General features: G+C 73.4%; 25 protein-coding genes. 3 read left to right on the top strand and 22 right to left on the bottom strand.

What is annotated here, in order from left to right; translation table 11 throughout:
• Positions 1 to 36: 36 nt before the first annotated feature.
• From lgt to QZX64_RS10515, 12 genes are all read right to left on the bottom strand, one after another.
• On the bottom strand, positions 37 to 1,023 hold the full coding sequence (gene lgt / locus QZX64_RS10570; protein ID WP_295659343.1) for a prolipoprotein diacylglyceryl transferase: 987 nt from the start codon (positions 1,021 to 1,023) through the stop codon (positions 37 to 39).
• A 2-nt stretch (positions 1,024 to 1,025) separates the two neighbouring features.
• On the bottom strand, positions 1,026 to 1,643 hold the full coding sequence (locus tag QZX64_RS10565; RefSeq protein WP_295659340.1) for an SCO family protein: 618 nt from the start codon (positions 1,641 to 1,643) through the stop codon (positions 1,026 to 1,028).
• Positions 1,636 to 2,433: a tryptophan synthase subunit alpha gene (gene trpA / locus QZX64_RS10560; protein WP_295659337.1), complete on the bottom strand. Its 798-nt coding sequence runs from the start codon at positions 2,431 to 2,433 to the stop codon at positions 1,636 to 1,638. Before trpA ends, QZX64_RS10565 begins: the two co-directional genes overlap by 8 nt.
• The gene (gene trpB / locus QZX64_RS10555) at positions 2,430 to 3,740 is read right to left on the bottom strand and encodes a tryptophan synthase subunit beta (protein WP_295659335.1); all 1,311 of its coding nucleotides are present in this window, start codon (positions 3,738 to 3,740) and stop codon (positions 2,430 to 2,432) included. The genes trpA and trpB overlap by 4 nt, the downstream gene beginning before the upstream one ends.
• Positions 3,737 to 4,519, bottom strand: a complete 783-nt coding sequence (gene trpC, locus QZX64_RS10550) for an indole-3-glycerol phosphate synthase TrpC (RefSeq protein WP_295659355.1) — start codon at positions 4,517 to 4,519, stop codon at positions 3,737 to 3,739. Before trpC ends, trpB begins: the two co-directional genes overlap by 4 nt.
• 127 nt (positions 4,520 to 4,646) lie before the next feature.
• Positions 4,647 to 5,099, bottom strand: coding sequence for a DUF2752 domain-containing protein (locus QZX64_RS10545; RefSeq protein WP_295659332.1), 453 nt, complete (start codon positions 5,097 to 5,099; stop codon positions 4,647 to 4,649).
• Positions 5,071 to 5,319, bottom strand: coding sequence for an HGxxPAAW family protein (locus tag QZX64_RS10540; protein ID WP_295659330.1), 249 nt, complete (start codon positions 5,317 to 5,319; stop codon positions 5,071 to 5,073). The genes QZX64_RS10545 and QZX64_RS10540 overlap by 29 nt, the downstream gene beginning before the upstream one ends.
• 53 nt (positions 5,320 to 5,372) lie before the next feature.
• Positions 5,373 to 5,951: a Trp biosynthesis-associated membrane protein gene (locus QZX64_RS10535; RefSeq protein WP_295659328.1), complete on the bottom strand. Its 579-nt coding sequence runs from the start codon at positions 5,949 to 5,951 to the stop codon at positions 5,373 to 5,375.
• Positions 5,944 to 6,303 carry a phosphoribosyl-AMP cyclohydrolase gene (hisI, locus tag QZX64_RS10530; RefSeq protein WP_295659325.1) on the bottom strand — a complete coding sequence of 120 codons (360 nt, stop codon included), beginning with the start codon at positions 6,301 to 6,303 and terminating at the stop codon, positions 5,944 to 5,946. Before hisI ends, QZX64_RS10535 begins: the two co-directional genes overlap by 8 nt.
• A complete protein-coding gene (locus QZX64_RS10525; RefSeq protein ID WP_295659321.1) occupies positions 6,300 to 6,782 on the bottom strand; it encodes an NUDIX domain-containing protein in 483 nt (160 codons plus the stop codon). Before QZX64_RS10525 ends, hisI begins: the two co-directional genes overlap by 4 nt.
• 18 nt (positions 6,783 to 6,800) lie before the next feature.
• Positions 6,801 to 7,466: a class F sortase gene (locus tag QZX64_RS10520; RefSeq protein WP_295659318.1), complete on the bottom strand. Its 666-nt coding sequence runs from the start codon at positions 7,464 to 7,466 to the stop codon at positions 6,801 to 6,803.
• Positions 7,466 to 8,275: a DUF4397 domain-containing protein gene (locus QZX64_RS10515; protein ID WP_295659317.1), complete on the bottom strand. Its 810-nt coding sequence runs from the start codon at positions 8,273 to 8,275 to the stop codon at positions 7,466 to 7,468. The genes QZX64_RS10520 and QZX64_RS10515 overlap by 1 nt, the downstream gene beginning before the upstream one ends.
• A gap of 145 nt (positions 8,276 to 8,420) precedes the next feature.
• Between QZX64_RS10515 and QZX64_RS10510 the strand changes: the two genes are divergently transcribed.
• On the top strand, positions 8,421 to 9,161 hold the full coding sequence (locus tag QZX64_RS10510) for a hypothetical protein (RefSeq protein ID WP_295659314.1): 741 nt from the start codon (positions 8,421 to 8,423) through the stop codon (positions 9,159 to 9,161).
• Positions 9,162 to 9,168: 7 nt separating this feature from the next.
• On the opposite strand, the gene QZX64_RS10505 is transcribed toward QZX64_RS10510, so the two are convergent.
• Entirely contained in the window at positions 9,169 to 10,980 is a 1,812-nt protein-coding gene (locus tag QZX64_RS10505; RefSeq protein ID WP_295659311.1) for an ABC transporter ATP-binding protein, read from the bottom strand.
• Positions 10,980 to 12,782: an ABC transporter ATP-binding protein gene (locus tag QZX64_RS10500; RefSeq protein WP_295659308.1), complete on the bottom strand. Its 1,803-nt coding sequence runs from the start codon at positions 12,780 to 12,782 to the stop codon at positions 10,980 to 10,982. Before QZX64_RS10500 ends, QZX64_RS10505 begins: the two co-directional genes overlap by 1 nt.
• 123 nt (positions 12,783 to 12,905) lie before the next feature.
• On the opposite strand from QZX64_RS10500, the gene QZX64_RS10495 reads away from it, so the two are divergent.
• On the top strand, positions 12,906 to 13,532 hold the full coding sequence (locus QZX64_RS10495) for a TIGR03085 family metal-binding protein (protein ID WP_295659305.1): 627 nt from the start codon (positions 12,906 to 12,908) through the stop codon (positions 13,530 to 13,532).
• Between the two features lie 6 nt (positions 13,533 to 13,538).
• Here the strand turns inward: QZX64_RS10495 and QZX64_RS10490 are convergent, their stop codons facing one another.
• From QZX64_RS10490 to QZX64_RS10470, 5 genes are all read right to left on the bottom strand, one after another.
• The gene (locus tag QZX64_RS10490) at positions 13,539 to 14,255 is read right to left on the bottom strand and encodes an amino acid ABC transporter ATP-binding protein (RefSeq protein ID WP_295659353.1); all 717 of its coding nucleotides are present in this window, start codon (positions 14,253 to 14,255) and stop codon (positions 13,539 to 13,541) included.
• 59 nt (positions 14,256 to 14,314) lie between these two features.
• The gene (locus QZX64_RS10485; protein WP_295659302.1) at positions 14,315 to 15,169 is read right to left on the bottom strand and encodes an amino acid ABC transporter permease; all 855 of its coding nucleotides are present in this window, start codon (positions 15,167 to 15,169) and stop codon (positions 14,315 to 14,317) included.
• Positions 15,169 to 16,053, bottom strand: a complete 885-nt coding sequence (locus QZX64_RS10480; protein ID WP_295659300.1) for an ABC transporter substrate-binding protein — start codon at positions 16,051 to 16,053, stop codon at positions 15,169 to 15,171. The genes QZX64_RS10485 and QZX64_RS10480 overlap by 1 nt, the downstream gene beginning before the upstream one ends.
• Positions 16,054 to 16,082: 29 nt before the next feature.
• Positions 16,083 to 16,694 carry a LysE family translocator gene (locus QZX64_RS10475; protein WP_295659299.1) on the bottom strand — a complete coding sequence of 204 codons (612 nt, stop codon included), beginning with the start codon at positions 16,692 to 16,694 and terminating at the stop codon, positions 16,083 to 16,085.
• A gap of 110 nt (positions 16,695 to 16,804) precedes the next feature.
• A complete protein-coding gene (locus QZX64_RS10470; RefSeq protein WP_295659291.1) occupies positions 16,805 to 17,251 on the bottom strand; it encodes a TetR/AcrR family transcriptional regulator in 447 nt (148 codons plus the stop codon).
• Positions 17,252 to 17,267: 16 nt separating this feature from the next.
• On the opposite strand from QZX64_RS10470, the gene QZX64_RS10465 reads away from it, so the two are divergent.
• Complete coding sequence (locus QZX64_RS10465) at positions 17,268 to 17,867, top strand: dienelactone hydrolase family protein (RefSeq protein WP_295659289.1); 600 nt, start codon at positions 17,268 to 17,270, stop codon at positions 17,865 to 17,867.
• 156 nt (positions 17,868 to 18,023) lie between these two features.
• Here QZX64_RS10465 and hisF read toward each other — a convergent pair whose 3' ends face one another.
• From hisF to QZX64_RS10450, 3 genes are read right to left on the bottom strand one after another with little or no spacing between them, the layout of a single operon-like run.
• Complete coding sequence (gene hisF / locus QZX64_RS10460; RefSeq protein ID WP_295659286.1) at positions 18,024 to 18,782, bottom strand: imidazole glycerol phosphate synthase subunit HisF; 759 nt, start codon at positions 18,780 to 18,782, stop codon at positions 18,024 to 18,026.
• Positions 18,779 to 19,519: a bifunctional 1-(5-phosphoribosyl)-5-((5-phosphoribosylamino)methylideneamino)imidazole-4-carboxamide isomerase/phosphoribosylanthranilate isomerase PriA gene (gene priA / locus QZX64_RS10455; RefSeq protein ID WP_295659285.1), complete on the bottom strand. Its 741-nt coding sequence runs from the start codon at positions 19,517 to 19,519 to the stop codon at positions 18,779 to 18,781. Before priA ends, hisF begins: the two co-directional genes overlap by 4 nt.
• 30 nt (positions 19,520 to 19,549) lie before the next feature.
• A complete protein-coding gene (locus QZX64_RS10450) occupies positions 19,550 to 19,885 on the bottom strand; it encodes a hypothetical protein (RefSeq protein WP_295659283.1) in 336 nt (111 codons plus the stop codon).
• Between the last annotated feature and the right edge of the window lie 111 nt (positions 19,886 to 19,996).

The raw sequence follows: 19,996 nt of genomic DNA, 5'->3' as shown, positions 1-19,996 counted from the left end.
CCATGGACAGGCTCGTGCCGACGCGCGGGAGCGGCGTCAGGCGGAGGGGTCGCCGGCACGCTTCTCGCCGCCGGTCTCCTCCAGCACGGGCTCCTCCACCGGCTCCCCCGCCGGCTCCTCCGTAGGCTCATCGAGCTCCGCCGCGGCCGCGTCGTCGCCGGCGCCGGGGCGGTCGGTGTAGGCCGTCTCCTCGCGACCCGGCCTCGCCCGCAGCGACCAGGCGAAGTACGCCGCGGCGAGGACGAACAGCACGATCGAGGTCCACACGTTGAGCCGCAGCCCCAGGACGTCGTTCATCTGCACGGTGTCGATGCGGAGGTACTCGATCCAGCCGCGGCCGAGCGTGTAGGCCATGACGTACAGCGCGACCACCCGGCCGTGTCCCAGCCGGAGCCGGCGGTCGACCAGGACCACCACGACGAAGGCGGCGAGGTTCCACGCGAACTCGTAGAGGAAAGTGGGGTGGAAGGTGGCGAAGCCCTCGAAGCCCGGCGGCCGGTGGGCCGCGTCGATCTCGAGGGCCCACGGGAGGTCGGTGGGCCGGCCGAAGAGCTCCTGGTTGAACCAGTTGCCCCACCGGCCGATCGCCTGCCCCACGAGGACGGCGGGGGCCAGCGCGTCGAGCATCGGCAGCAGCCGGATGCCCTTGCGCCGCGCGCCGATGGCCGCGCCCAGGGCGCCGAGCGCGACGGCGCCCCAGATGCCCAGGCCGCCGCGCCAGACGTAGAGCGCCGTGACGGGGTTGCGGCCCTCCCCGAAGTAGAGCTCGTAGTCGGTGAGCACGTGGTAGAGCCGACCGCCCACCAGTCCGAACGGCACCATCCAGATGGCCAGGTCCTGCACGTCGCCGAAGGTGCCGCCGCGGGCCACCCAGCGGCGCTCGCCGATCCAGATCGCGAGGATGATGCCGAGGATGATGCTCAGCGCGTAGCCGCGCAGGGGCACGGGACCGAGGTTCCAGACGCCGTCGGCGGGGCTGGGGATGAACGCGGCGTAGGGACCCAGCGAGACCGAGAGGGACACGATCAGGCTCCTTCGTCGAGCAGGGTGGAGATGTCGTCGGCGAAGTCGGCCGCCGAGGTGTTCTCGGTCCAGACGACGTGGGCGAGGTCGTCGGCCCCGATGCCGATGACCTGGGCGCCGTGGGCCACAGCGTAGCCGCCGGACGCGAGCTTCTCACCCTTCTCGACGGCCACGGCCAGCGAGCGGGCGTTGGCCACGATGGTGTCGAGGTCGCCGGTCAACCCGACGAAGTCCGGGTCGAAGCGACCGACGTAGCGGCGCACCTTCTCCTCGTCGTCGACCGCCGGGTCGGTGGTCACGAAGACCACGTCGACCTGCTCGCGCCGCTCGTCCTCGAGCCGGTTGACCGCGGCGGCCAGCGAGCTCATCACGGCGGTGCAGACGTCGGGGCAGCTGGTGTAGCCGAAGAAGACCATCGTCAGCGGCCTGTCGGTGTCCCCGGCCAGCGAGTACGGCGACCCGTCGGTGGCCGTCAGCGTCGCCTCGGGGACGTCGTAGGGCTGGTCGAGGCGGGCGCCGTGCAGCCCGTCGCCGTCGTCGGGCACCACGACGTCCCCGGCGCTGCCGCACCCGCCGAGCAGCAGGACCGTCGCCAGCAGGACCGCGAGGCGGCTAGCCACGCCGGACGCCGTCGGCGAGGTCGGCCGTCAGGCCGGCCAGCGCCGAGAGCCCGGCCGCACGGTCGTCGGCGTGGTCCAGCAGGGTGCGCACGAACGCGGAGCCGACGATGACGCCGTCGGCGAAGGCGGCGACCTCCGCGGCCTGGTCGCCGTGGGAGACGCCGAGCCCGACGCACACCGGCAGGTCGGTCGTCGCCCGGGTGCGCGCGACCAGCGGGCCGGCGAGGTCGCTGGAGCTCGCACGGGCCCCGGTGACCCCCATGACGGCGGTGGCGTAGACGAAGCCGCGGCACGCGGCGGTGGTCATCGCGATGCGCGCGTCGGTCGACGACGGGGCGACCAGGAAGATCTTGTCGAGGTCGTGGACGTCCGCCGCGGCGGTCCAGCCGGCTGCGCTGTCGGGGGTGAGGTCGGGGGTGATCAGGCCCGCTCCCCCGGCGGAGGCGAGGTCGGCGGCGAAGCGGTCGACGCCGTAGCGCTCGACGGGGTTCCAGTAGGTCATCACCACCGTGGGCGTGCCCGTCGCGGCGACCGCCTCGACGGTGCGGAGCACGTCGGTGGTGCGGGTGCCGCCCTCCAGCGCCTGCTGGGCCGCGGCCTGGATGGTCGGCCCGTCCATGACGGGGTCGCTGTAGGGCAGCCCGACCTCGATGACGTCGCAGCCGGAGTCGACCATGCAGCGGATCGCCTCGATCGAGAACTCGACGTCGGGGAAGCCGGCGGGCAGGTAGCCGACGAGCGCCGCGCGACCCTCGGCGCGCGCCCTCTCGAAGGCGGTCGCGACGCTCACAGCTGCTCCCCCGCCCCGGAGCCCTCGCCGGCACCGGTGGTGTCGCCGGGCACCTCGCCGACCGGCTCGGCCGTGACCCGGTCGGGGTCGCCGAGGCCGAAGTACTCGATGGCGGTGCCCATGTCCTTGTCGCCGCGGCCGGAGAGGTTGACCAGCACGGTGGCCTCGGGGCCCTTCTCCTGCCCGAGGCGCTCGGCGACCCGGAGGGCGCCGGCGAGCGCGTGCGCGCTCTCGATGGCGGGGATGATGCCCTCGGTGCGGCTCAGCAGTGCCATGGCCTCCATGGCCTCGGCGTCGGTGACGGGGGTGTACGTCGCCCGGCCGATCGCCGAGAGGTGGGCGTGCTGGGGCCCCACGCCGGGGTAGTCGAGCCCTGCGGAGATCGAGTGGGACTCGATCGTCTGGCCGTCCTCGTCCTGGAGGACGTAGGTGCGGGCGCCGTGCAGCACCCCGCTGGCACCGGCGTGGATGGTCGCCGCGTGCCGCGGGGTGTCGACGCCCTCGCCGCCGGGCTCGAAGCCGTGGATGGCGACGCCCTCGTCGTCGAGGAAGGCGGTGAAGAGGCCGATGGCGTTGGAGCCGCCGCCCACGCAGGCGGCCACGGCGTCGGGGAGGACGCCGTACTGCTCGAGGCACTGGGCGCGCGCCTCGTCGCCGATGCCGCGGCAGAAGTCGCGCACCATGCTCGGGAACGGGTGGGGGCCGGCGGCGGTGCCGAAGAGGTAGGCGGTGTGGTCGACCGAGGCGACCCAGTCGCGCAGCGCCTCGTTGATCGCGTCCTTGAGCGTCGCGCTGCCGGACTCGACCGGCACGACCTTCGCCCCCAGCAGGTGCATGCGGGCGACGTTGAGCGCCTGGCGGCGGGTGTCGACCGCGCCCATGTAGACGGTGCAGTCCATGCCGAAGTACGCCGCGGCGGTCGCGCTGGCGACGCCGTGCTGCCCGGCGCCGGTCTCGGCGATGACTCGCGTCTTGCCCATCCGGCGGGTCAGCAGTGCCTGGCCGAGGACGTTGCGGATCTTGTGCGCGCCGGTGTGGTTGAGGTCCTCGCGCTTGAGCAGGATGCGGGCGCCGACCCTGCGGCTCAGCCGCTCGGCGTGGTAGAGCCTGCTGGGCGTGCCGGCGTAGTCGACCAGGATGGCCTCGAACTCCGCGACGAAGGAGGGGTCGGCCATCGCGTCGCGCCAGGCCTCGGTGAGCTCGTCGAGCGCGGCGACCAGCGCCTCGGGCATGAACCGCCCGCCCCACTGCTGCCCGCCGGAGGCACCGAAGTAGCCGAGCAGGTCGGCGTCGTAGGTCGAGGTCACGGCTGCACTCCTGACATCTCGCGCACGGCCCGCTCGGGGTCGCCGTCCCTCACCAGCGCCTCGCCGACCAGGACGGCACGGGCCCCTTCGGTGACGAGGCCCTGCACGTCGTGGCGTCCGGAGATCCCGGACTCGGCCACCAGCACCCGGTCGCGCGGCACGAGCGGGGCCAGCCGGCCGAACGCGGCGGGGTCGACGGCCAGGGTCTTGAGGTTGCGGGCGTTCACGCCGACGAGCTCGGCGCCGAGGTCGACGGCCCGCTCGGTCTCGGCCTCGTCGTGCACCTCGACCAGCACGGTGAGCCCGAGCTCGCCGGCCTCGTCGTGCAGCCGTCGCAGCTGGTCGTCGTCGAGGGCGGCGACGATGAGGAGGGCGAGGTCGGCGCCGGCCGCCCGGGCCTCGACGAGCTGGTAGGACTCGACGATGAAGTCCTTGCGCAGCAGCGGGGTCTGGACCGCGGCGCGCACCGCGCGCAGGTCGTGGAGGCTGCCGCCGAAGCGGCGCTGCTCGGTGAGCACGCTGATCGCCGCCGCCCCGCCGCGGGCGTAGGCGGCGGCCAGGTAGGCGGGGTCGGGGATGTCGGCCAGGGCGCCCTTGCTGGGGCTGCGCCGCTTCACCTCGGCGATGACGCTGGAGCCGGCGGCGCGGAGGGCCGGCATCGGGTCGCGCGGGGCGTCGACGTCGGCCAGGGCGGCGCGGACGTCGGCCAGCGGCACCGTCGTACGCCGTTGCTCGAGGTCGTCGCGGACGCCGGCGACGATGTCGGCGAGCACGGACACGGCGGCCTCCAGGCGTGCGGATCGGCTGAACGGGACGGGTCGGGTCAAGCCTCTCACCCCGGCGGTGAGACCGGGGCGGCGGCTCAGCGGATGGATCTGCGGCCTTGAGGGTCGCAGCGACCGGCGGTCAGGGGGCGAGCCAGCTGCCCGGCAGGTTGCGCACCAGCGTGAAGGCACCCGCGGTGCCGGCAAGGGCCCACCACACCCACACCGGCGGGGCCACCGGCGCCATGGCCGCTCCCCCGCGCCAGCACGCGGCGACGCGCCGGCCCCACAGGACCACGACCACGGGCAGCGCCAGCAGGACCAGCAGGTTGCTGGAGGCGGCGGCACCCACGTCGAGGTGGGTCAGGTCGTTGACCGCGCGAAGCCCGCCGCACAGCGGGCAGGCGAGACCGACGAGCGCGACCGGGCAGAAGCCCCAGGCACCGTCGACGTGCGGGTCGCGGGCGTGCAGGGCCGCCGTGGCGACGAGGGCCAGGGCGGCGGTGCCCAGCGGTGAGGCGAGCCGCCGGGCCCGGGAGGGCTCGACGCGCGGACGGCCCGCCAGGTCAGCGGGAGCGCTCGTGGGACTGCTCATCGTGCTGGTCCTCGTCGTGCTCCGAGCCGTCGGCGTGGAAGCCGAGCTTGGACATCACGATGAACAGCGGGAGGGCGATGAGACCCATGCCGAGGCCGACGTAGAACAGCATGAGGTTGACCGGGCTGAGCATGAGCGCGATGCCGCCGACCAGGAAGCCGAGCATGGCCACACCCACCGACGTCCACGCCGCCGGGGTGTTGCCGTGGTTGTCAGCCATGAGGTGCTCCTGTGGGTTGGTCGGGGCCTTGCCATCGCAGTCTAGGAGATCGGTCAGCCCGTGGGGTCGCGACCCTCGTCGATGGCCTTCCAGAGCGCCTGGCTCTCATCGGCGTCGTCGGCGGTCGGTCGTGCCTCGCGGGCGGCTGGTGCGTCGTACCGGCTGCCCATCTCGGGCCAGGTGCCGACCAGGCGCGCGCCGAGCCCGCTGGCGACCACGGACAGCACCGCGCCGACGACGGCGGCCCAGTACCAGCCGGTCCAGGTGAGGGCGACGCCGGTGACGCCCAGGCGCTCGAGTGCGTCGCGGAACTGGTCGGGAAGCGTGAAGCGGCTGGTGATGGTGGTGGCGAGCACGCCCAGGGCGCTGGCGAGCGCCAACCAGGTCACGAGCCTGCGGACCCTCCCTCGGGTGACCAGGACGACGCCCCAGCACGCGAGCAGCACCAGGGCGAGCGCCGCGGCGAGCGGCGCCTCCCCGCCGTCGGCCTCGAGCGTGCTGGCCACCGCCTCGCTGCGCGACGCGACGGACTCGATGCGCAGCCAGGGCCGGGCGCCCGCCACCGCGCTCAGCACCGCGGCGGCGAGTCCGAGCAGCACGACCGGGGCGAAGGTGCGCCGGGCCTCAGCCACGGGCCGGCTGCTCCTCGAGCAGGACGTCGGCGTCGAAGCAGGTGTGGTCGCCGGTGTGGCAGGCCGCGCCCACCTGGTCGACGGTGACCAGGAGGGTGTCGCCGTCGCAGTCGAGGCGGACCCCGCGCACGTGCTGCACGTGGCCGGAGGTGTCGCCCTTGGCCCAGTACTCCTGACGGCTCCGGCTCCAGTACGTCGCCCGCCCGGTGGCCAGCGTGCGCGCGAGCGCCTCGTCGTCCATCCAGCCCAGCATCAGCACCTCCCCCGACCCGTGCTGCTGCACCACGGCGGGCACCAGCCCGTCGGCGGTGCGCTTGAGCCGGTCGGCGATGGCGGGGTCGAGGTCGGTCACGGCTCCAGTATCGCGGCCGACGGCAACATCTCCTGCAGCCCGGTCGGGTAGAGCGGCCAGGCCGCGTGCGGGTGGTCCGGTGCCACGTCGACGGGGCGCCACTCCACGCGGTAGCGCTCCTCGTTGTCGAGGAACCAACGGCCCTCGGGCGGCACGTTGCCGGGGTCGTCGAGGTCGCCGGCGTAGACGAAGATCACCTCGTGCCCCGGCTCGCCCTCGTGCACGAAGACGTTCTCGAGCACCCCCATGAGCCGTGGCTCGAGCAGCCGGGCACCGAGCTCCTCCCCGATCTCGCGCACGGCGCAGTCGACCGAGGCCTCCTCGAACTCCAGGTGCCCGCCCAGCAGGCGGTGGAACGGACGACCCTCGTCGTGACCGCGCCAGACGAGGTGGGAGGTGCGGGTCTCGTCGAGGATCACCGCGAACACCTTCACCTTGATGCGCGCGTTGCCTGCTCGGTGGGCGGGGAGCTCGCTCATGCGCCCAGTCAAGCAGCGTCAGCGCGCCCGTGGTCGGCCCACCGGGCGCGCCTCCACGACGAGGTTGTCGGAGTAGGCACCTGCCTCCTGGTCGTAGGTGCCGCCACAGGTGAGCAGGACGAGCCGGGCCGCGCCCCGGTCGGAGAAGAGAGCGGCGAGAGCGGCGACGCTCGTGCTCGGCTGGAGGAAGCGGTCGGTGACGACGTAGGTCATGAGCTGGTCGTCGTCGGTGACCACGACCTGCTCCCCCACGTCGAGCTCGGACATCAGGGCGGAGAACCCCACGCCGAGCTCACGGGAGTCCAGGTGCCCGGCGAGCACCACACTGCCGTACGGCGCGCCGGCGGAGGAGCCGCCCTCCCACCACCCCATCCGAGCCGGGTCGGGAGGCAGCTCGAGAACCCCGTCGGCGAGGGTCCGCACCCGGTCCACCGCTGCGGTGTCGCGTCCCGAGGTGTCCACGAAGGCCACCGAGGTGGGTTCGAAGGGGACCCGCTCCGGGTGCGCGGTCCTGGCCCGGCCCGCTGGTCGGGCGGGCGTGGTCGCCTCCACGGGCGCCGGGGACGACCGGTCGGCGACGCGCGGTGCCGGTGCGGTGGGCGTGCCGCCGGCGGTCACGATCGACACGACCCCGAGGCCCACGAGCACCGCCCCGGCCGCGACCAGGAAGACGGCGCGGAGCATCAGGGCCGGCGAAGGCGTCGCCCGCCCACCACCAGCAGCACCGCTCCCACGGCGAGCAGCCACGCGCCGGGTGCGGTGCCCGACCCGGAGGCCAGGCTGCCGTCACCGGCCGGCACCGACGTCGGTGCGGAGGCATCGGTCTTCGGGAGCGGCAGCACCTGCACGACGGCGTCCATGGTCTGGTCGGCAGCGACACCGATGGCGAACACCCGGGTGAGCGCACCCTCGGCCACCTCGAGGTCGACCGGGCCCATGACGACCGGACCCTCGGTGGCCGTCGGGACGATGTCGACGGGGTAGACCCCGGTGGGCACCACGGTCGTGATCTCCTCGGCGCTCGCCACGTCGGCCAGCAGCACGTCACCGTCGACGCGGATGTCGGCCGGCGGCGCCGCGGCGGTGTGCGCGACCGTGAGCCGGCCGCTGCCGTCCTTGACCGGCGCCAGGTCGTTCTCGAACGTCGTGAACAGCGGCGCTCCGGTGGGGTCGACGGGACGGTGCAGCACGACGTCGAGGCTCTCCCCGGCGCTCACCTCGACGGTCGCGGTGACCTCCTCGCCGTCGCCGTCCGTCGCCGTGACGGTGTGCGTGCCGGCCGGCCAGTCGTAGGGGCCGAGCACCTCCTTGGCCTCGGCCTCGGCCACCTCCTCGCCGTCGACGGAGAGCGACCAGGACGAACCCGTGACTCCCTGCACGAGGTAGACCGACGAGGCTGCTGCCGGCTCCGCCGCGGCGGTGAGGGTCGGTGCCGACAGGGCGGTGACGGCGGTGGCGAGCGTGACTGCGGTGAGCGTGCGCACGATGTGCATGGAGGTCTCCCGAGGTGTGGGGTTAGGACGTTACGTGAGGAGGCGGCTGCGACCATCCCCAATATGGGCGACGTGAAAAGGCGACTGACCCCGTATGGTGACGGCGTCGTCGGGTGACCGACACACCTCTCTCGGTGGGAAAGACATGGCCACGAAGCTCGAGCCTCCCCTGCTGGGCGGGCGTCTGCTCGCGGAGTGGGTCGTCATCGCGGCTCTGGTCGTGACCCTGGTCGTCACGGTGCTCGCGGTCCGGTCCTCCCTCACCGACGACCGGGCGACCGACTCGAGGTCGGCCACCACGTCGCCCGCGGATCCCCGACCGATCGCGCTGCAGGGCGCGTCGGCAGCGCCGGGGGCGCCGCGGGTGCAGGTCATGATCGCGCCGGAGACCTCCGGTGACGTCCGGGTGACCGAGGTCGTCAACACGTCCTCGCCCGTCGCCTCGCTCGACCTCGCACTGCCTCCCGCAGCGTCGTCGGGCGGTCTGGCCGCCAGTCCCCGGGTGGCCGACCTCCAGGTGACGGTCGGCGACGTGACGGTCCCGGCGGCATTCCCCGCGACCAGCCGTCGGACGACGCTCGACCTCCCGGCGCCGGGCGCCGAGGTGCGCCTGACCTACCTGATGTCGGGGGCCACCGTGCAGCACCGCGGGCCGGACGACCGCCGGGCGCTGGTGCAGGTCCGCCCCCTGTCGTACGGCGTGGGGGCCGGCGACGGGCTCGTCACCACCCGGGTGACGGGTGTCGTGGTGCACAACCTGGTGTGCCCCGAGCTCCCGGTGGAGGAGCAGCTGTGCGGGCGGGAGGCAGACGGGGTGTGGCGCACGACCGACGTCCCGGCCGACAGCTCGACGGTGCTCGCCCAGCTCGACCTCCCGCAGGGGTGATGGCTGGTCAGTGCGCCTGCTGCGACATCCAGGAGGCGTGCAGCCCGGCGTAGACGCCGTCGACCGCGACGAGCGCCGCGTGCGGCCCGCGCTGGACGATCCGGCCCCGGTCGACCACCACGACCTCGTCGGCCGCCTCCGCGGTCGAGAGCCGGTGGGCGATCGTCACGCTGGTACGGCCCGACATCAGCCGCTCGAGCGCCCGGCCGATGCGCATCTCCAGAGCGGGGTCGACCGACGACGTCGCCTCGTCGAGGACGAGCAGGTCGGGATCGGCGAGGTGGGCCCGCAGCAGCGCGACGAGCTGGCGCTCCCCCGCGGAGAGCGACTCGCCACGCTGGCCCACCCGGGTGTGCAGGCCGTTCGGCAGCCCGGTGAGCCAGTCGGTGAGGCCCAGCTCGTCGGCACTGGCCAGGATCTCGGCCTCGGTGGCGCCGAGCCGGCCGTAGCGGACGTTGGCGGTGATGGTGTCGTCGAAGAGGAAGCCCTCCTGCGGCACGAGCACCACGCTGCGGCGCAGGCTTGAGGACCGCACCCGGCGCACGTCGATCCCGTCGAGCAGCACCTCGCCCTCGGTCGGGTCCATCAGCCGCGTCAGCAGCTTGGCGAACGTCGACTTGCCCGATCCCGTCTCCCCGACGATGGCCACCCGGGTGCCCGCGGAGATGTCGAGGGTGACCTCACGCAGCACCGGCGGCCCGCCGGGGTAGGAGAAGGTGACCCCCTGGAACGAGACGTCCACCGGTCCTCGAGGCAGCTCCAGCCCGTCGTCGCCGGGGTCGACGAGGTCGGCCGGCGTCTCGAGGATGCCGATGACGCGGCGCCAGGACGCGATGGCGTTCTGGGCGTCGGTGAGGATCTGGGTGCCCATCTGCACCGGGCCGACGAAGAGCGTGACCAGGAAGGCGAAGGCGAGGATGGTGCCGGGCGTCATGTCGGTGGTGAAGCCCAGCAGCACGCCCACCACCAGCACGCCGGCGTTGGCGAGCCCGGCGGAGATGCCGCCCAGCGAGAACGACACGACCGTGAACCTCTGGGCCCGCGTGCTGGCCGACTTGAACTCGTCGATCGCCTCGTCGATGCGCTCCTGGGTGCGGCCCTCGACGGCGTACGAGCGGACGACGGCCGCGCCGACCACGGGCTCGGAGATCGCGGAGAGCAGCACGCCCACCTGGCGGCGCACGACGCTGTAGGCGGCCGAGAGCTTCCTCTGGAAGTAGCGGATGGACCCGAACAGCGGCGCGAAGGCCAGCCAGACGACCAGCGCGAGCTGCCAGCTGTAGACGAACATGATCACCGTGGCCACCAGCATCTGGCCCACGCTGACGACGAAGATCAGGCCGCCGAAGACCAGGAACTGGCTGATCTGGTCGACGTCGGTGGTGACCCGCGAGACGAGGGAGCCGCGGCGCTCGGTGTTCTGGGTCAGCAGCGGCAGGTCGTGCACGTGCCGGAACGCCTTGATGCGCAGTGTCGCCAGGCCGCGCTCGGAGGAGCGGAAGAGCCGGCTGGTCATCAGGTACGACGCGACGCTGGTGACGGCGATCGCGAGCGCGCACAGCACGCCCATCCACACCACGAAGGACACGTCCGGCCCACCCGGACCGGCGAGCCCGCGGTCGAGCGTCTGCTGCACCGCGACGGGCACGACGACCTGGCCGAGCGAGGCGACCACGGCCAGCAGCAGCGTCACGCCGATGCCCTCGCGCAGCTCCGGCGAGAAGTGGACGCCGCGACGGATGGTCTCCATCGCCCCGATCTCCTCGCCGGAGTCGACTCCGGGACCGGCTGCGCGCCGCTCGGTGGTGACGGCGGTCATCAGGACTCCTCCGCAGGCACGTGCTCGTAGGCGTTGACGAGGGTGGCGTACGACGGGCTGCGGCGCAGCAGCTCGGCGTGCGTGCCCCGGTCGCGGATCCGGCCGTCCTCGAGGTGCACCACCTCGTCGGCGAGCGCGATCGTGGCCTTGCGGTAGGCGACGACGACCAGCGAGGTGTCGCCCCCGCCGTTGCGCAGGCTGGCCAGGATGCGCGCCTCGACCTCGGGGTCGACCGCCGAGGTGGCGTCGTCGAGGATCAGCAGTCGCGGCCGGCGCGCCAGGGCGCGGGCCAGCGAGATGCGCTGGCGCTGGCCGCCCGAGAGCGAGGTGCCCCGCTCACCCAGCATCGTGTCCAGCCCGTGCTCGAGGGCGGCGACGAAGCCGTCGGCCTGGGCGTCGCGCAGCGCGGCCCAGACGTCGGCGTCGGGGATGTCGGCGCCCAGGGTGACGTTGCCGCGCACGGTGTCGTCGAAGAGGAACGCCGACTGCGGCACGCTGGCCACGGCCTCGGCCAGCGCCCCGGGGCGCAGGTCCCGCAGGTCGACGCCGTCGACGGTGATGGAGCCCGCGTCGGGGTCGACCAGACGCGTCATCAGGTTGGTGAGGGTGCTCTTGCCCGAGGCGGTGGCACCGACCACGGCCACGGTGCGCCCCGGCTCCACCGAGAAGGAGACGTCCTGGAGCAGCGGGGCGTCCTGGTCGTAGGAGTAGGCGAGGTCGTCGACCTCGAGGCGGGCCCCGCGCTCGAGCGCCGGAATCGTGGCGCGGCCGTACTCCATGGACCCGGTGGCGTCGATGACGGCCTTCGCCCGGCGCCAGCCCACGACGCTGCGCGGGAACTCGCCGAGCAGCCAGCCGATGGCCCGGATCGGGAACGACACGATGGTGAGCAGGTAGGCCACGGTCACGACGTCACCGGCGTCGGTGGCACCGGTCGTCACGCGGTGCACGCCCACGGCGAGCACCACGAGCACGCCGAGGTTGGGCAGCGACGCCAGGGTCGGGTCGAACGCGGCGCGGATGCGCCCGGCGCGGACGGTGACGTCGCGCAGCTCGCGGGCCTTGGCGCTGAAGCGGTCGGTCTCCTCGGTCTCGCGGCCGAGGGTCTTGACGACCATCGCGCCGTCGAACGACTCGTGGGCGATCTCGCTGACCTCGGCGCGGAGTGCCTGCGCCCGGGTCATCAGCGGGGAGGCCAGGCGCTGGTAGGCGAGGTTGGCGACCACGACGGCCGGGAAGACGAGCAGCCCGACGACCGCCATCACCACGTCGGCGACGAGCATCTGCAGGACGGCGATCACCATCATCACCACGGTGCCGAGGGCCATCGGCAGCGGGGCGATCGGGCCCCACGCGGCCTCCACGTCGGAGTAGGCGTTGGAGAGGAGCTGCCCCGTGGGGTGGCGCTGGTGCCACTCCATGGGCAGGGAGAGGTACTGCCGGGTGACGGCGCGCCGGGTGTGGGCCTGCATGCGGTACTGCATGATGCCCGCGCCGAGGCGACGCGCGACGATGCCGACGGCACGCAGCAGGGCGACCCCGAGGAAGAGGCCGACCACGGCCCACAGCATCCCGGCGCCGATCTCGCCGTCGCGGAAGGCCGGGATCACGACGTTGTCGGTCGACCAGCCCAGCACCCAGGCGTCCGCGACGGTCAGCACGGCGAACAGCACGCTCCCCAGCGTGGAGAGCGTGAAGATGACCGGTTCGCGGCGGATGCCCACGCCCAGCACCCGGAACCCCGCGGCCGTCGTGCCTCGTCGCTCGGCCCTGCCGGCCGGCCGAGCCGTCTGGTCACTCACCCGCGCGTTCGCCTCCCCGTGTCACTCGCCCGCAACCTCGGGCCGGGACAGGCTATTCCCCGGCACCGACGGCCACCCAATCGCTTCACGCCCATCGTTTCAGGTGGTGCCTAGGCTGGTGGGGTGGCCACCTCCTTCGCCCGCCGTGAGCGGACAGCCCTGTGCGACCTGGCGCTGGCCCTGGGTCCCGACGCACCCACCCGGTGCACCGGCTGGAGCGTCCGCGACCTCCTCGCCCACCTGCTCGTCAGGGAGCACCACCCCCTCGCGGCGTCGGGCATCGCCGTGCCGGCGTTCTCCGGAGCGACCGAGCGGGCCATGGCCGAGGAGTCCGGGGCGCCCTTCGCGCAGATGGTGGAGCGGCTGCGTACCCCGGCGCTCCTGCTGCGGGTGCCGGGCGCCGACACCCTGCTGAGCGCCGTGGAGCTCTTCGTGCACCACGAGGACCTCCGCCGTGCCACGGACGACTGGCACCCCAGGCCCCTGGACGCCGCTGCCTCGCGACTGCTGTGGCGCTTCGCCCGCGCGGGCGGACGGGTGCTGGTGCGGCCCGCCGGCGTGCCCGTCCGGCTGGTGCGCGCCGACACCGGCGCTTCGGCCACCGTGCGCCGCGGCGAGGATCCCGTGGTGGTGACCGGGCTCCCGGCCGAGCTGGTGCTGATGCTCTTCGACCGCCCCGCGCACGGCCTGCAGTACGCCGGCCCTGCCGGCCGCGTGTCGGCACTGCGCTCCGCGGACCTGGGCGCCTGACGCCCCTCAGGTGCGCAGCCGCGACAGGAAGGCGCGGGTGCGCTCCTGCTGCGGCGCACCGAGCACCTGCTCCGGCGACCCGGCCTCGTGGATCATCCCGTCGTGGAGGAAGCACACCGTGTCGGCCACGTCGCGGGCGAACCCCATCTCGTGGGTGTTCAGCAGCATCGTGACGCCCTCGTCGCGCAGGCCGGTGAGCAGGTCGAGCACCTCACCGACCAGCTCAGGGTCGAGCGCCGAGGTCACCTCGTCGAGCAGCATCAGCCCGGGGCCGTTGACCAGGGCGCGGGCGATCGCCACCCGCTGCTGCTGACCGCCGGAGAGGTCGTCCGGGCGGGCCCCTGCCTTCTCCGCCAGGCCCACGCGCTCCAGCATCGCCATCCCGCGCTCGTCGGCCTCGCCCCGGTCGACTCCGTGCACCTTGCGCAGGGCCAGCGTGACGTTGCCCAGCGCCGTCAGGTGCGGGAAGAGGTTGTAGGCCTGGAAGACCAGCCCCATCCGGCCGCGCACCCGGTCGGCGTCCACGCGCGGGTCGCAGATGTCCTCGCCCTCGAAGCTGATGACGCCGTCGTCCACGGTCTCCAGCAGGTTCGCGCACCGCAGCAGCGTCGACTTGCCCGACCCGGAGGCGCCGATGAGCACGACGCACTGGCCGGGCTCCACGACGAGGTCGATGTCGCGCAGCACCACCTGCGACCCGAACGACTTGCGGACCCCGCGCATCTCGAGCAGCGCGCTCACACCCTGCCCGCTCACACGCTGCCCGCTCACGCGCTGCCTGCTCACACCATGCCTCCGGCCCCGTGGAACCCCTGCTTGCGGGCGTACCAGTCGGTGGCTCGCGCCATCGGGATGGTCAGGCAGATGAACAGCACGCCCGCCACGACGTACGGCGTGTAGTTGAAGTCGCGGGCGGTCTCGATCTGGGCGGCGCGGATGGCGTCCACGACCCCGAGCACCGCGATGAGGCCGGAGTCCTTCTGCAGCGAGACCAGGTCGTTCATCAGGGGCGGGAGCACCCGTCGCCACGCCTGGGGCAGCACCACGTGGCGCAGGGTCTGGGTCGAGCTCAGGCCCAGCGACCGGCCCGCCAGCCGCTGGGAGGGGTGCACCGACTCGATGCCGGCGCGGAAGACCTCGGCGACATAGGCGGAGTAGGACAGCACCAGCGCGGTGCACCCCCAGAACAGCGCCGAGCGCGGCAGCCCCGACAGGTTCAGTGCGGGACCGCCGAAGCCGAGCAGGAAGAGCACCAGCAGCAGCGGCAGCCCGCGGAAGACGTCGACGTACACCGTGCCCAGCAGGCGCAGCGGGAACGCGACCGGGCCGCGCAGGGTGCGCATGATCGCGACGGTCAGGCTGAGGGCGACGATCACGACCGCGCACACGACCATCACCCTGATGTTGAGCCACAGGCCGTCGAGCACGGCCGGGAACGAGTCGACCGCCTTGTCCCAGCTGAAGTACGTCTCGCGGACCCGTTCCCAGCCCGGGGAGGTGACGACCGCGAGCGTGACCCCGCCGAGCAGCACCGTGGTGCTCGCGGCCGCGATGGCCGCGCTCCGCACCGAGCGCCGCTGGCGGTACGCCTCGCGGTCGAGCTGGACCGCCGAGGGCGACCAGCCGTCTGCCGACATCAGGAGAGCTCGGGAGCGCCCTGCTGGGCGAGCCACTCCTCGGCCAGCTGGTCCAGGGTGCCGTCCTCGCGCAGGGTGTCCACGGCCTGGCTGACGCAGTCGGTCAGCGGGCTGCCCTTGTCGAGCACCGCGCCGAACTGCTCCGCGTCCTCGCCCGCGGCCGGGAGCTGGCCCACGATCACGCCGTCGTCGAGCTGGGCGGCCGTCATGAAGTAGGCCGTGGGCAGGTCGACCACGATGCCGTCGATCTGGCCGTTCTGCAGCGCCTGCACCGCCTGGTCGTTGGTGTCGTACGCCGCGGCCTCCTGGGTGCTCTGGATCTGGTCGGTGATGGCCACGTAGCTCGTCGTGCCGACCTGCGCGCCGAGCTTGGCGTCGGCGAGGTCGGCCACCGAGGTGACGCCGTCGATGGGGCTGCCCTTCGTGGTGATGACCGTCTGCCGGACGTCGTAGTAGCCGGAGGAGAAGTCGACGGCGTTGCGTCGCTCCTCGGTGATCGAGACCTGGTTCAGGTCGAGGTCGAACTTCTTCTCGCCCGGGCTCACCACCGCGTTGAACGGCACGGTGGTCCACTCGACCTGGTCCTCGGTGAACCCGAGCTCTCCGGCGATCGCGTAGGCGACGGCCGACTCGTAGCCCTGGCCGTTGGTGGGGTCGTTGTCGACGAACCACGGGCCGTAGGCGGGGTCGTCCGTGGCGACGGTCAGCACGCCGTCGGCGTAGGTCTCGAGCTGGTCGGCCGAGCAGTCGGCCGCCGCGGTCCCCGAGGGGGAGCCGTCGGTGGCGGTGGGCTCCTCGTCGACGGGCGCGCCGCAGGCGGTGAGCAGGACGGTCAGGGTGGCGAGAGCAGCGAGACCCGAGGTGGCTGACGGCTTCATGCGCATGGGCCAGATCCTAGGGCGCGCGCGGACGCTCAGCGGGTCTCGACCGCCAGTCGGCCCGCCAGCGCGGCGAAGGTCACGGCGAACGTCTTCCGGATGCGGTCGAGGACCCGCGGCCGGGTCAGCACCCGGTCGCGCAACGCGGCGGCCGCAAGGCCGTAGCCGGCGAAGACCACGAAGGTCATGAGCATGAAGACGGCGCTCAGCCCCAGCATGCGCATGGTGCTCCCCGGCTGACCGGCCGGCACGAACTGCGGCAGGAAGGCGAAGAAGAAGATGGTGAGCTTGGGGTTCAGCAGGTTCAATGTGATGCCGGAGGAGAGCACCGTGCGCCACGGCGAGGGGCTGGCCTCGCCGTCGACGCCGAGGGCGCCATGGTCTCGCCACGTCGACCAGGCCATCCAGAGCAGGTAGGCGATGCCGGCGTACTTGAGGGTCTGGAAGGCCACGCCACTGGCGTGGAGCACGGCGGCGAGGCCGGTGATCGCCGCGACGAGGTGCGGCAGCGTGCCCAGGGTGCAGGCGAAGGCGGCCAGCAGGCCGGCGCGGGCACCACGGGTCAGCCCGGCGGCCAGCGTGAAGAGCGCTCCGGTGCCCGGTGTGGCGACGATGACCAGGGAGGTCAGCAGGAACGTCAGTGACATGGCACGACGCTCCCACAGGTGGAGCGCCGTGAGAACGCTGTTCGCGGTCGGGAATGGCGATGGTCGGCGCAGGATGGTGGTGGCGTGCTGGGCGCGGCCTCCGGTCCGCCTCACCGATGCTGGCGCGTGCTCCCCGCGTGCTCCCCGCGTGCGCCCTGGCGGGCCAGGAAGTGCGGGACCAGCCCGGCGTGGTCGACGATCACGTCGTACGACGCCAGCATCAGGTCGCGGACCACCTCGACCGGCGTCGAGGCCACCCGGTCCTCGGTCGGGACCGGCACCGAGCCGAGGACGTCGTCGAGCACCAGGTCGAGCAGCTCTCCCCGGTTGCCGACGTGGCTGTAGAGCGCGTTCGGCGCGACCCCGAGCCGCCTGGCCACACCCCGCATCGAGAGCCCGGACGCCCCGGCGTCGCGCAGCGCGTCGCGGCCGGCGGCGACCACCGCGGCCCGGTCGAGCCCGGCGCGGCGTCCGGGTCCTCGCATAGCGACCTCCTCCGCATCGGGCATGGACATACTGTACAGCGTCCAGTTATATTGGACGATGTCCAATATCATCGCCGGGAGGCTCTCCATGACTCAGATCGCCCTCTTCCACTCCGCCCTCGGCGTCCGCCCCGGGGTGCTCGACGCCGCCGACCGGCTGCGGGCCGCGGGGCACGACGTCCACGTCGTCGACCAGTACGACGGCCGGACCTTCGACGACTACGAGACGGCCGGGGCGCACGTGGAGTCGGTGGGCTTCCCGGCGCTGATGCAGCGTGCCGTCGAGGGCACCGCGCACCTGGCCGACGGCTTCGCGGTGGTCGGCTTCTCCAACGGCGCCGGCATGGCCGAGCTCGTCGCCCTCCAGCGCCGGGTCTCGGCCGCGGTGCTCCTCTCCGGCGCGCTGCCGCTCGGCATGCTCGGTGCCGAGGCATGGCCGGAGCACGTGCCGGCCCAGATCCACTACGGCGCCGACGACCCGTTCCGCAGCCAGGAGTGGCTCGACGACGTGGTGGGCTCGATCCGTGCCGCCGGGGTGCGCCTCGAGGTGCACGACGACTACCCGACCTCGGGCCACCTGTTCACCGACGCCTCGCTGCCGGCCGAGCACGACCCCGCGTCGGCCGAGCTGCTCTGGACGCGCGTGCTCGCCTTCCTCGAGGACACGCCGGCGGCCGGGCATCGGTGAGCACGCCGGCTGCCCGGCGAGCACTCACAGCCGCGGGCTCGAGCGCCGCGAGCGCGCCCGATCAGACGACGAGGTCGGGGCCCCCGAGCACCACCCGGAGGCGGACGGCCGGTGCACGCAGCCCGTCGAGGTCGGCCCGCTCGATGCGCACGCCGATCATCGCACCGGGTGGCCACCTTCTGCGAGGGCGTCCTTGACCTCGCCGACGCGCAGGGTGCCGAAGTGGAACACGGTGGCCGCCAGCACGGCGTCGGCCCCGGCCTCGACGGCGGGCGCGAAGTGCTCGACACGGCCCGCGCCGCCCGAGGCGATCACCGGGATGGTGACCTCCCGGCGCACGGCGCGGATCAGGTCGAGGTCGAAGCCGTCCTGGGTGCCGTCGGCGTCCATGGCGTTGAGCAGGATCTCGCCGGCCCCCATCTCGGCGGCGCGCTTGGCCCATTCCACCGCGTCGAGACCGGCGGACTTGCGGCCGCCGTGGGTGGTGACCTCGAAGCCCGACTCGGTGGCTGCCCGCCGGGCGTCGACCGACAGCACGAGCACCTGGTTGCCGAAGCGCTCGGCGACCTCCCGCACGAGGTCGGGGCGGTGGATCGCGGCGGTGTTCATGGCGACCTTGTCGGCACCGGCCCGCAGCAGCCGGTCGACGTCCTCGACCGAGGAGACTCCCCCGCCCACGGTGAGCGGGATGAAGACCTGCTCGGCGGTGCGCGAGACGATCTCCATGGTCGTCGCCCGACCCTGGTGGGAGGCCGAGATGTCGAGGAAGGTGAGCTCGTCGGCGCCCTCGGCGTCGTAGGCACGCGCCAGCTCCACGGGGTCGCCGGCGTCGCGGAGGTCGACGAAGTTGATGCCCTTGACCACGCGGCCGCCGTCGACGTCCAGGCACGGGATCACGCGTACGGCGAGGGTCACGTCGCGCGCCCCGGCCAGGTCAGGGCGAGCGCGTCCTCCAGGGTGAAGCGGCCCTCGTAGAGCGCGGTGCCGACGATGGCGCCCTCGACGCCCGCCCCGACCATCCCGGCGAGTGCCTCGAGGTCGGCGAGCTCGGTGATGCCGCCCGAGGCCACCACCGGGCGGTCGGTGGCCGCGCAGACGTCGCGGAGGAGATCGAGGTTGGGACCCTCCAGCATGCCGTCCTTGTTGACGTCGGTGACGACGTAGCGGGCGCAGCCCTCGGCGTCGAGGCGGGCCAGCACCTCGTGGAGGTCACCGCCGTCACGGGTCCAGCCGCGTGCTGCCAGGGTGCGGCCGCGTACGTCGAGGCCGACCGCGACCCGGTCGCCGTGCTCGGCGATCGCGGCGGCGCACCACTGCGGCGACTCCAGCGCGGCGGTGCCGATGTTGACGCGGCGGCACCCGGTGGCCATCGCCGCGGCGAGCGACTCGTCGTCGCGGATGCCACCGCTCATCTCCACCCGGATGTCGAGGGTGCCCACGATCTGCGCCTGCAGCTCACGGTTGTGGCCGCGGCCGAACGCCGCGTCGAGGTCGACGAGGTGGATCCACTCGGCGCCCGCCGACTGCCAGCGCAGGGCCGCCTCGACCGGGTCGCCGAAGCGCTTCTCGGACCCGGCGACGCCCTGCACGAGCTGGACGGCCTGGCCGCCCGCGATGTCGACGGCGGGGAGCAGCTCGAGGTGGTCGGTCATGGTGCCAAGCCTAGGAGTCGACGCCGTGCGTCAGCGCGGGCGGGGGAACAGCAGGGTGTGCAGCACCGGCGCGGCCAGCACGGTGACCATGGCCGAGAGGACCTGGAGGGCCACGTCGGACCAGGCGAACCAGACGAGCAGGTTGACGACGAGCAGCCCGCACCCGAGCATCGTCGTCTGCTGCTGCCGGCGCCGGGCGAGGGTGCCGGTCGGCCGGCCGCTCGGGCGGCCCGGCCGCAGGCTCGTGAGCCGCTCCCGCCGCGCGGCGGTGCGCGCCCGCCGCTCCTCCACCGCCGCCCGCGCGGCCGCACGGACCGCGGCCTCGCGCTCGCGCTCCTCACGGCGGCGGGCCCGCTCCTTGCTCACGGCGCCATCCTAGGACGGCTGGTGCGCCGGCCCGCACAGGCGGAGGTCAGCGCCACGTGGGCGCGACGTCGCGCTCGTAGCGACGGCCGAACACCTTCGACACCCCCAGCC

The sequence above is a fragment of the uncultured Nocardioides sp. genome (assembly GCF_902805925.1).
Classification (GTDB): domain Bacteria; phylum Actinomycetota; class Actinomycetes; order Propionibacteriales; family Nocardioidaceae; genus Nocardioides.
This window is presented reverse-complemented; position numbering and strand designations above follow the sequence as displayed.

Excerpts from the sequence above, each read along its gene's own strand:
- QZX64_RS10490 (WP_295659353.1), bottom strand. The coding sequence starts at position 14,255 with ATGCGCGGGGTCCGCAAGTCGTTCGGGTCGCAGGTGGTGCTGCGCGAC.
- QZX64_RS10510 (WP_295659314.1), top strand. The coding sequence starts at position 8,421 with ATGGCCACGAAGCTCGAGCCTCCCCTGCTGGGCGGGCGTCTGCTCGCG.
- QZX64_RS10520 (WP_295659318.1), bottom strand. The coding sequence starts at position 7,466 with ATGCTCCGCGCCGTCTTCCTGGTCGCGGCCGGGGCGGTGCTCGTGGGC.
- priA (WP_295659285.1), bottom strand. The coding sequence starts at position 19,519 with ATGACCGACCACCTCGAGCTGCTCCCCGCCGTCGACATCGCGGGCGGC.
- QZX64_RS10475 (WP_295659299.1), bottom strand. The coding sequence starts at position 16,694 with ATGTCACTGACGTTCCTGCTGACCTCCCTGGTCATCGTCGCCACACCG.
- QZX64_RS10470 (WP_295659291.1), bottom strand. The coding sequence starts at position 17,251 with ATGATATTGGACATCGTCCAATATAACTGGACGCTGTACAGTATGTCC.
- QZX64_RS10480 (WP_295659300.1), bottom strand. The coding sequence starts at position 16,053 with ATGCGCATGAAGCCGTCAGCCACCTCGGGTCTCGCTGCTCTCGCCACC.
- QZX64_RS10505 (WP_295659311.1), bottom strand. The coding sequence starts at position 10,980 with ATGACCGCCGTCACCACCGAGCGGCGCGCAGCCGGTCCCGGAGTCGAC.
- QZX64_RS10540 (WP_295659330.1), bottom strand. The coding sequence starts at position 5,319 with ATGGCTGACAACCACGGCAACACCCCGGCGGCGTGGACGTCGGTGGGT.
- QZX64_RS10525 (WP_295659321.1), bottom strand. The coding sequence starts at position 6,782 with ATGAGCGAGCTCCCCGCCCACCGAGCAGGCAACGCGCGCATCAAGGTG.
- QZX64_RS10515 (WP_295659317.1), bottom strand. The coding sequence starts at position 8,275 with ATGCACATCGTGCGCACGCTCACCGCAGTCACGCTCGCCACCGCCGTC.
- QZX64_RS10485 (WP_295659302.1), bottom strand. The coding sequence starts at position 15,169 with ATGTCGGCAGACGGCTGGTCGCCCTCGGCGGTCCAGCTCGACCGCGAG.
- QZX64_RS10465 (WP_295659289.1), top strand. The coding sequence starts at position 17,268 with ATGACTCAGATCGCCCTCTTCCACTCCGCCCTCGGCGTCCGCCCCGGG.
- QZX64_RS10545 (WP_295659332.1), bottom strand. The coding sequence starts at position 5,099 with ATGAGCAGTCCCACGAGCGCTCCCGCTGACCTGGCGGGCCGTCCGCGC.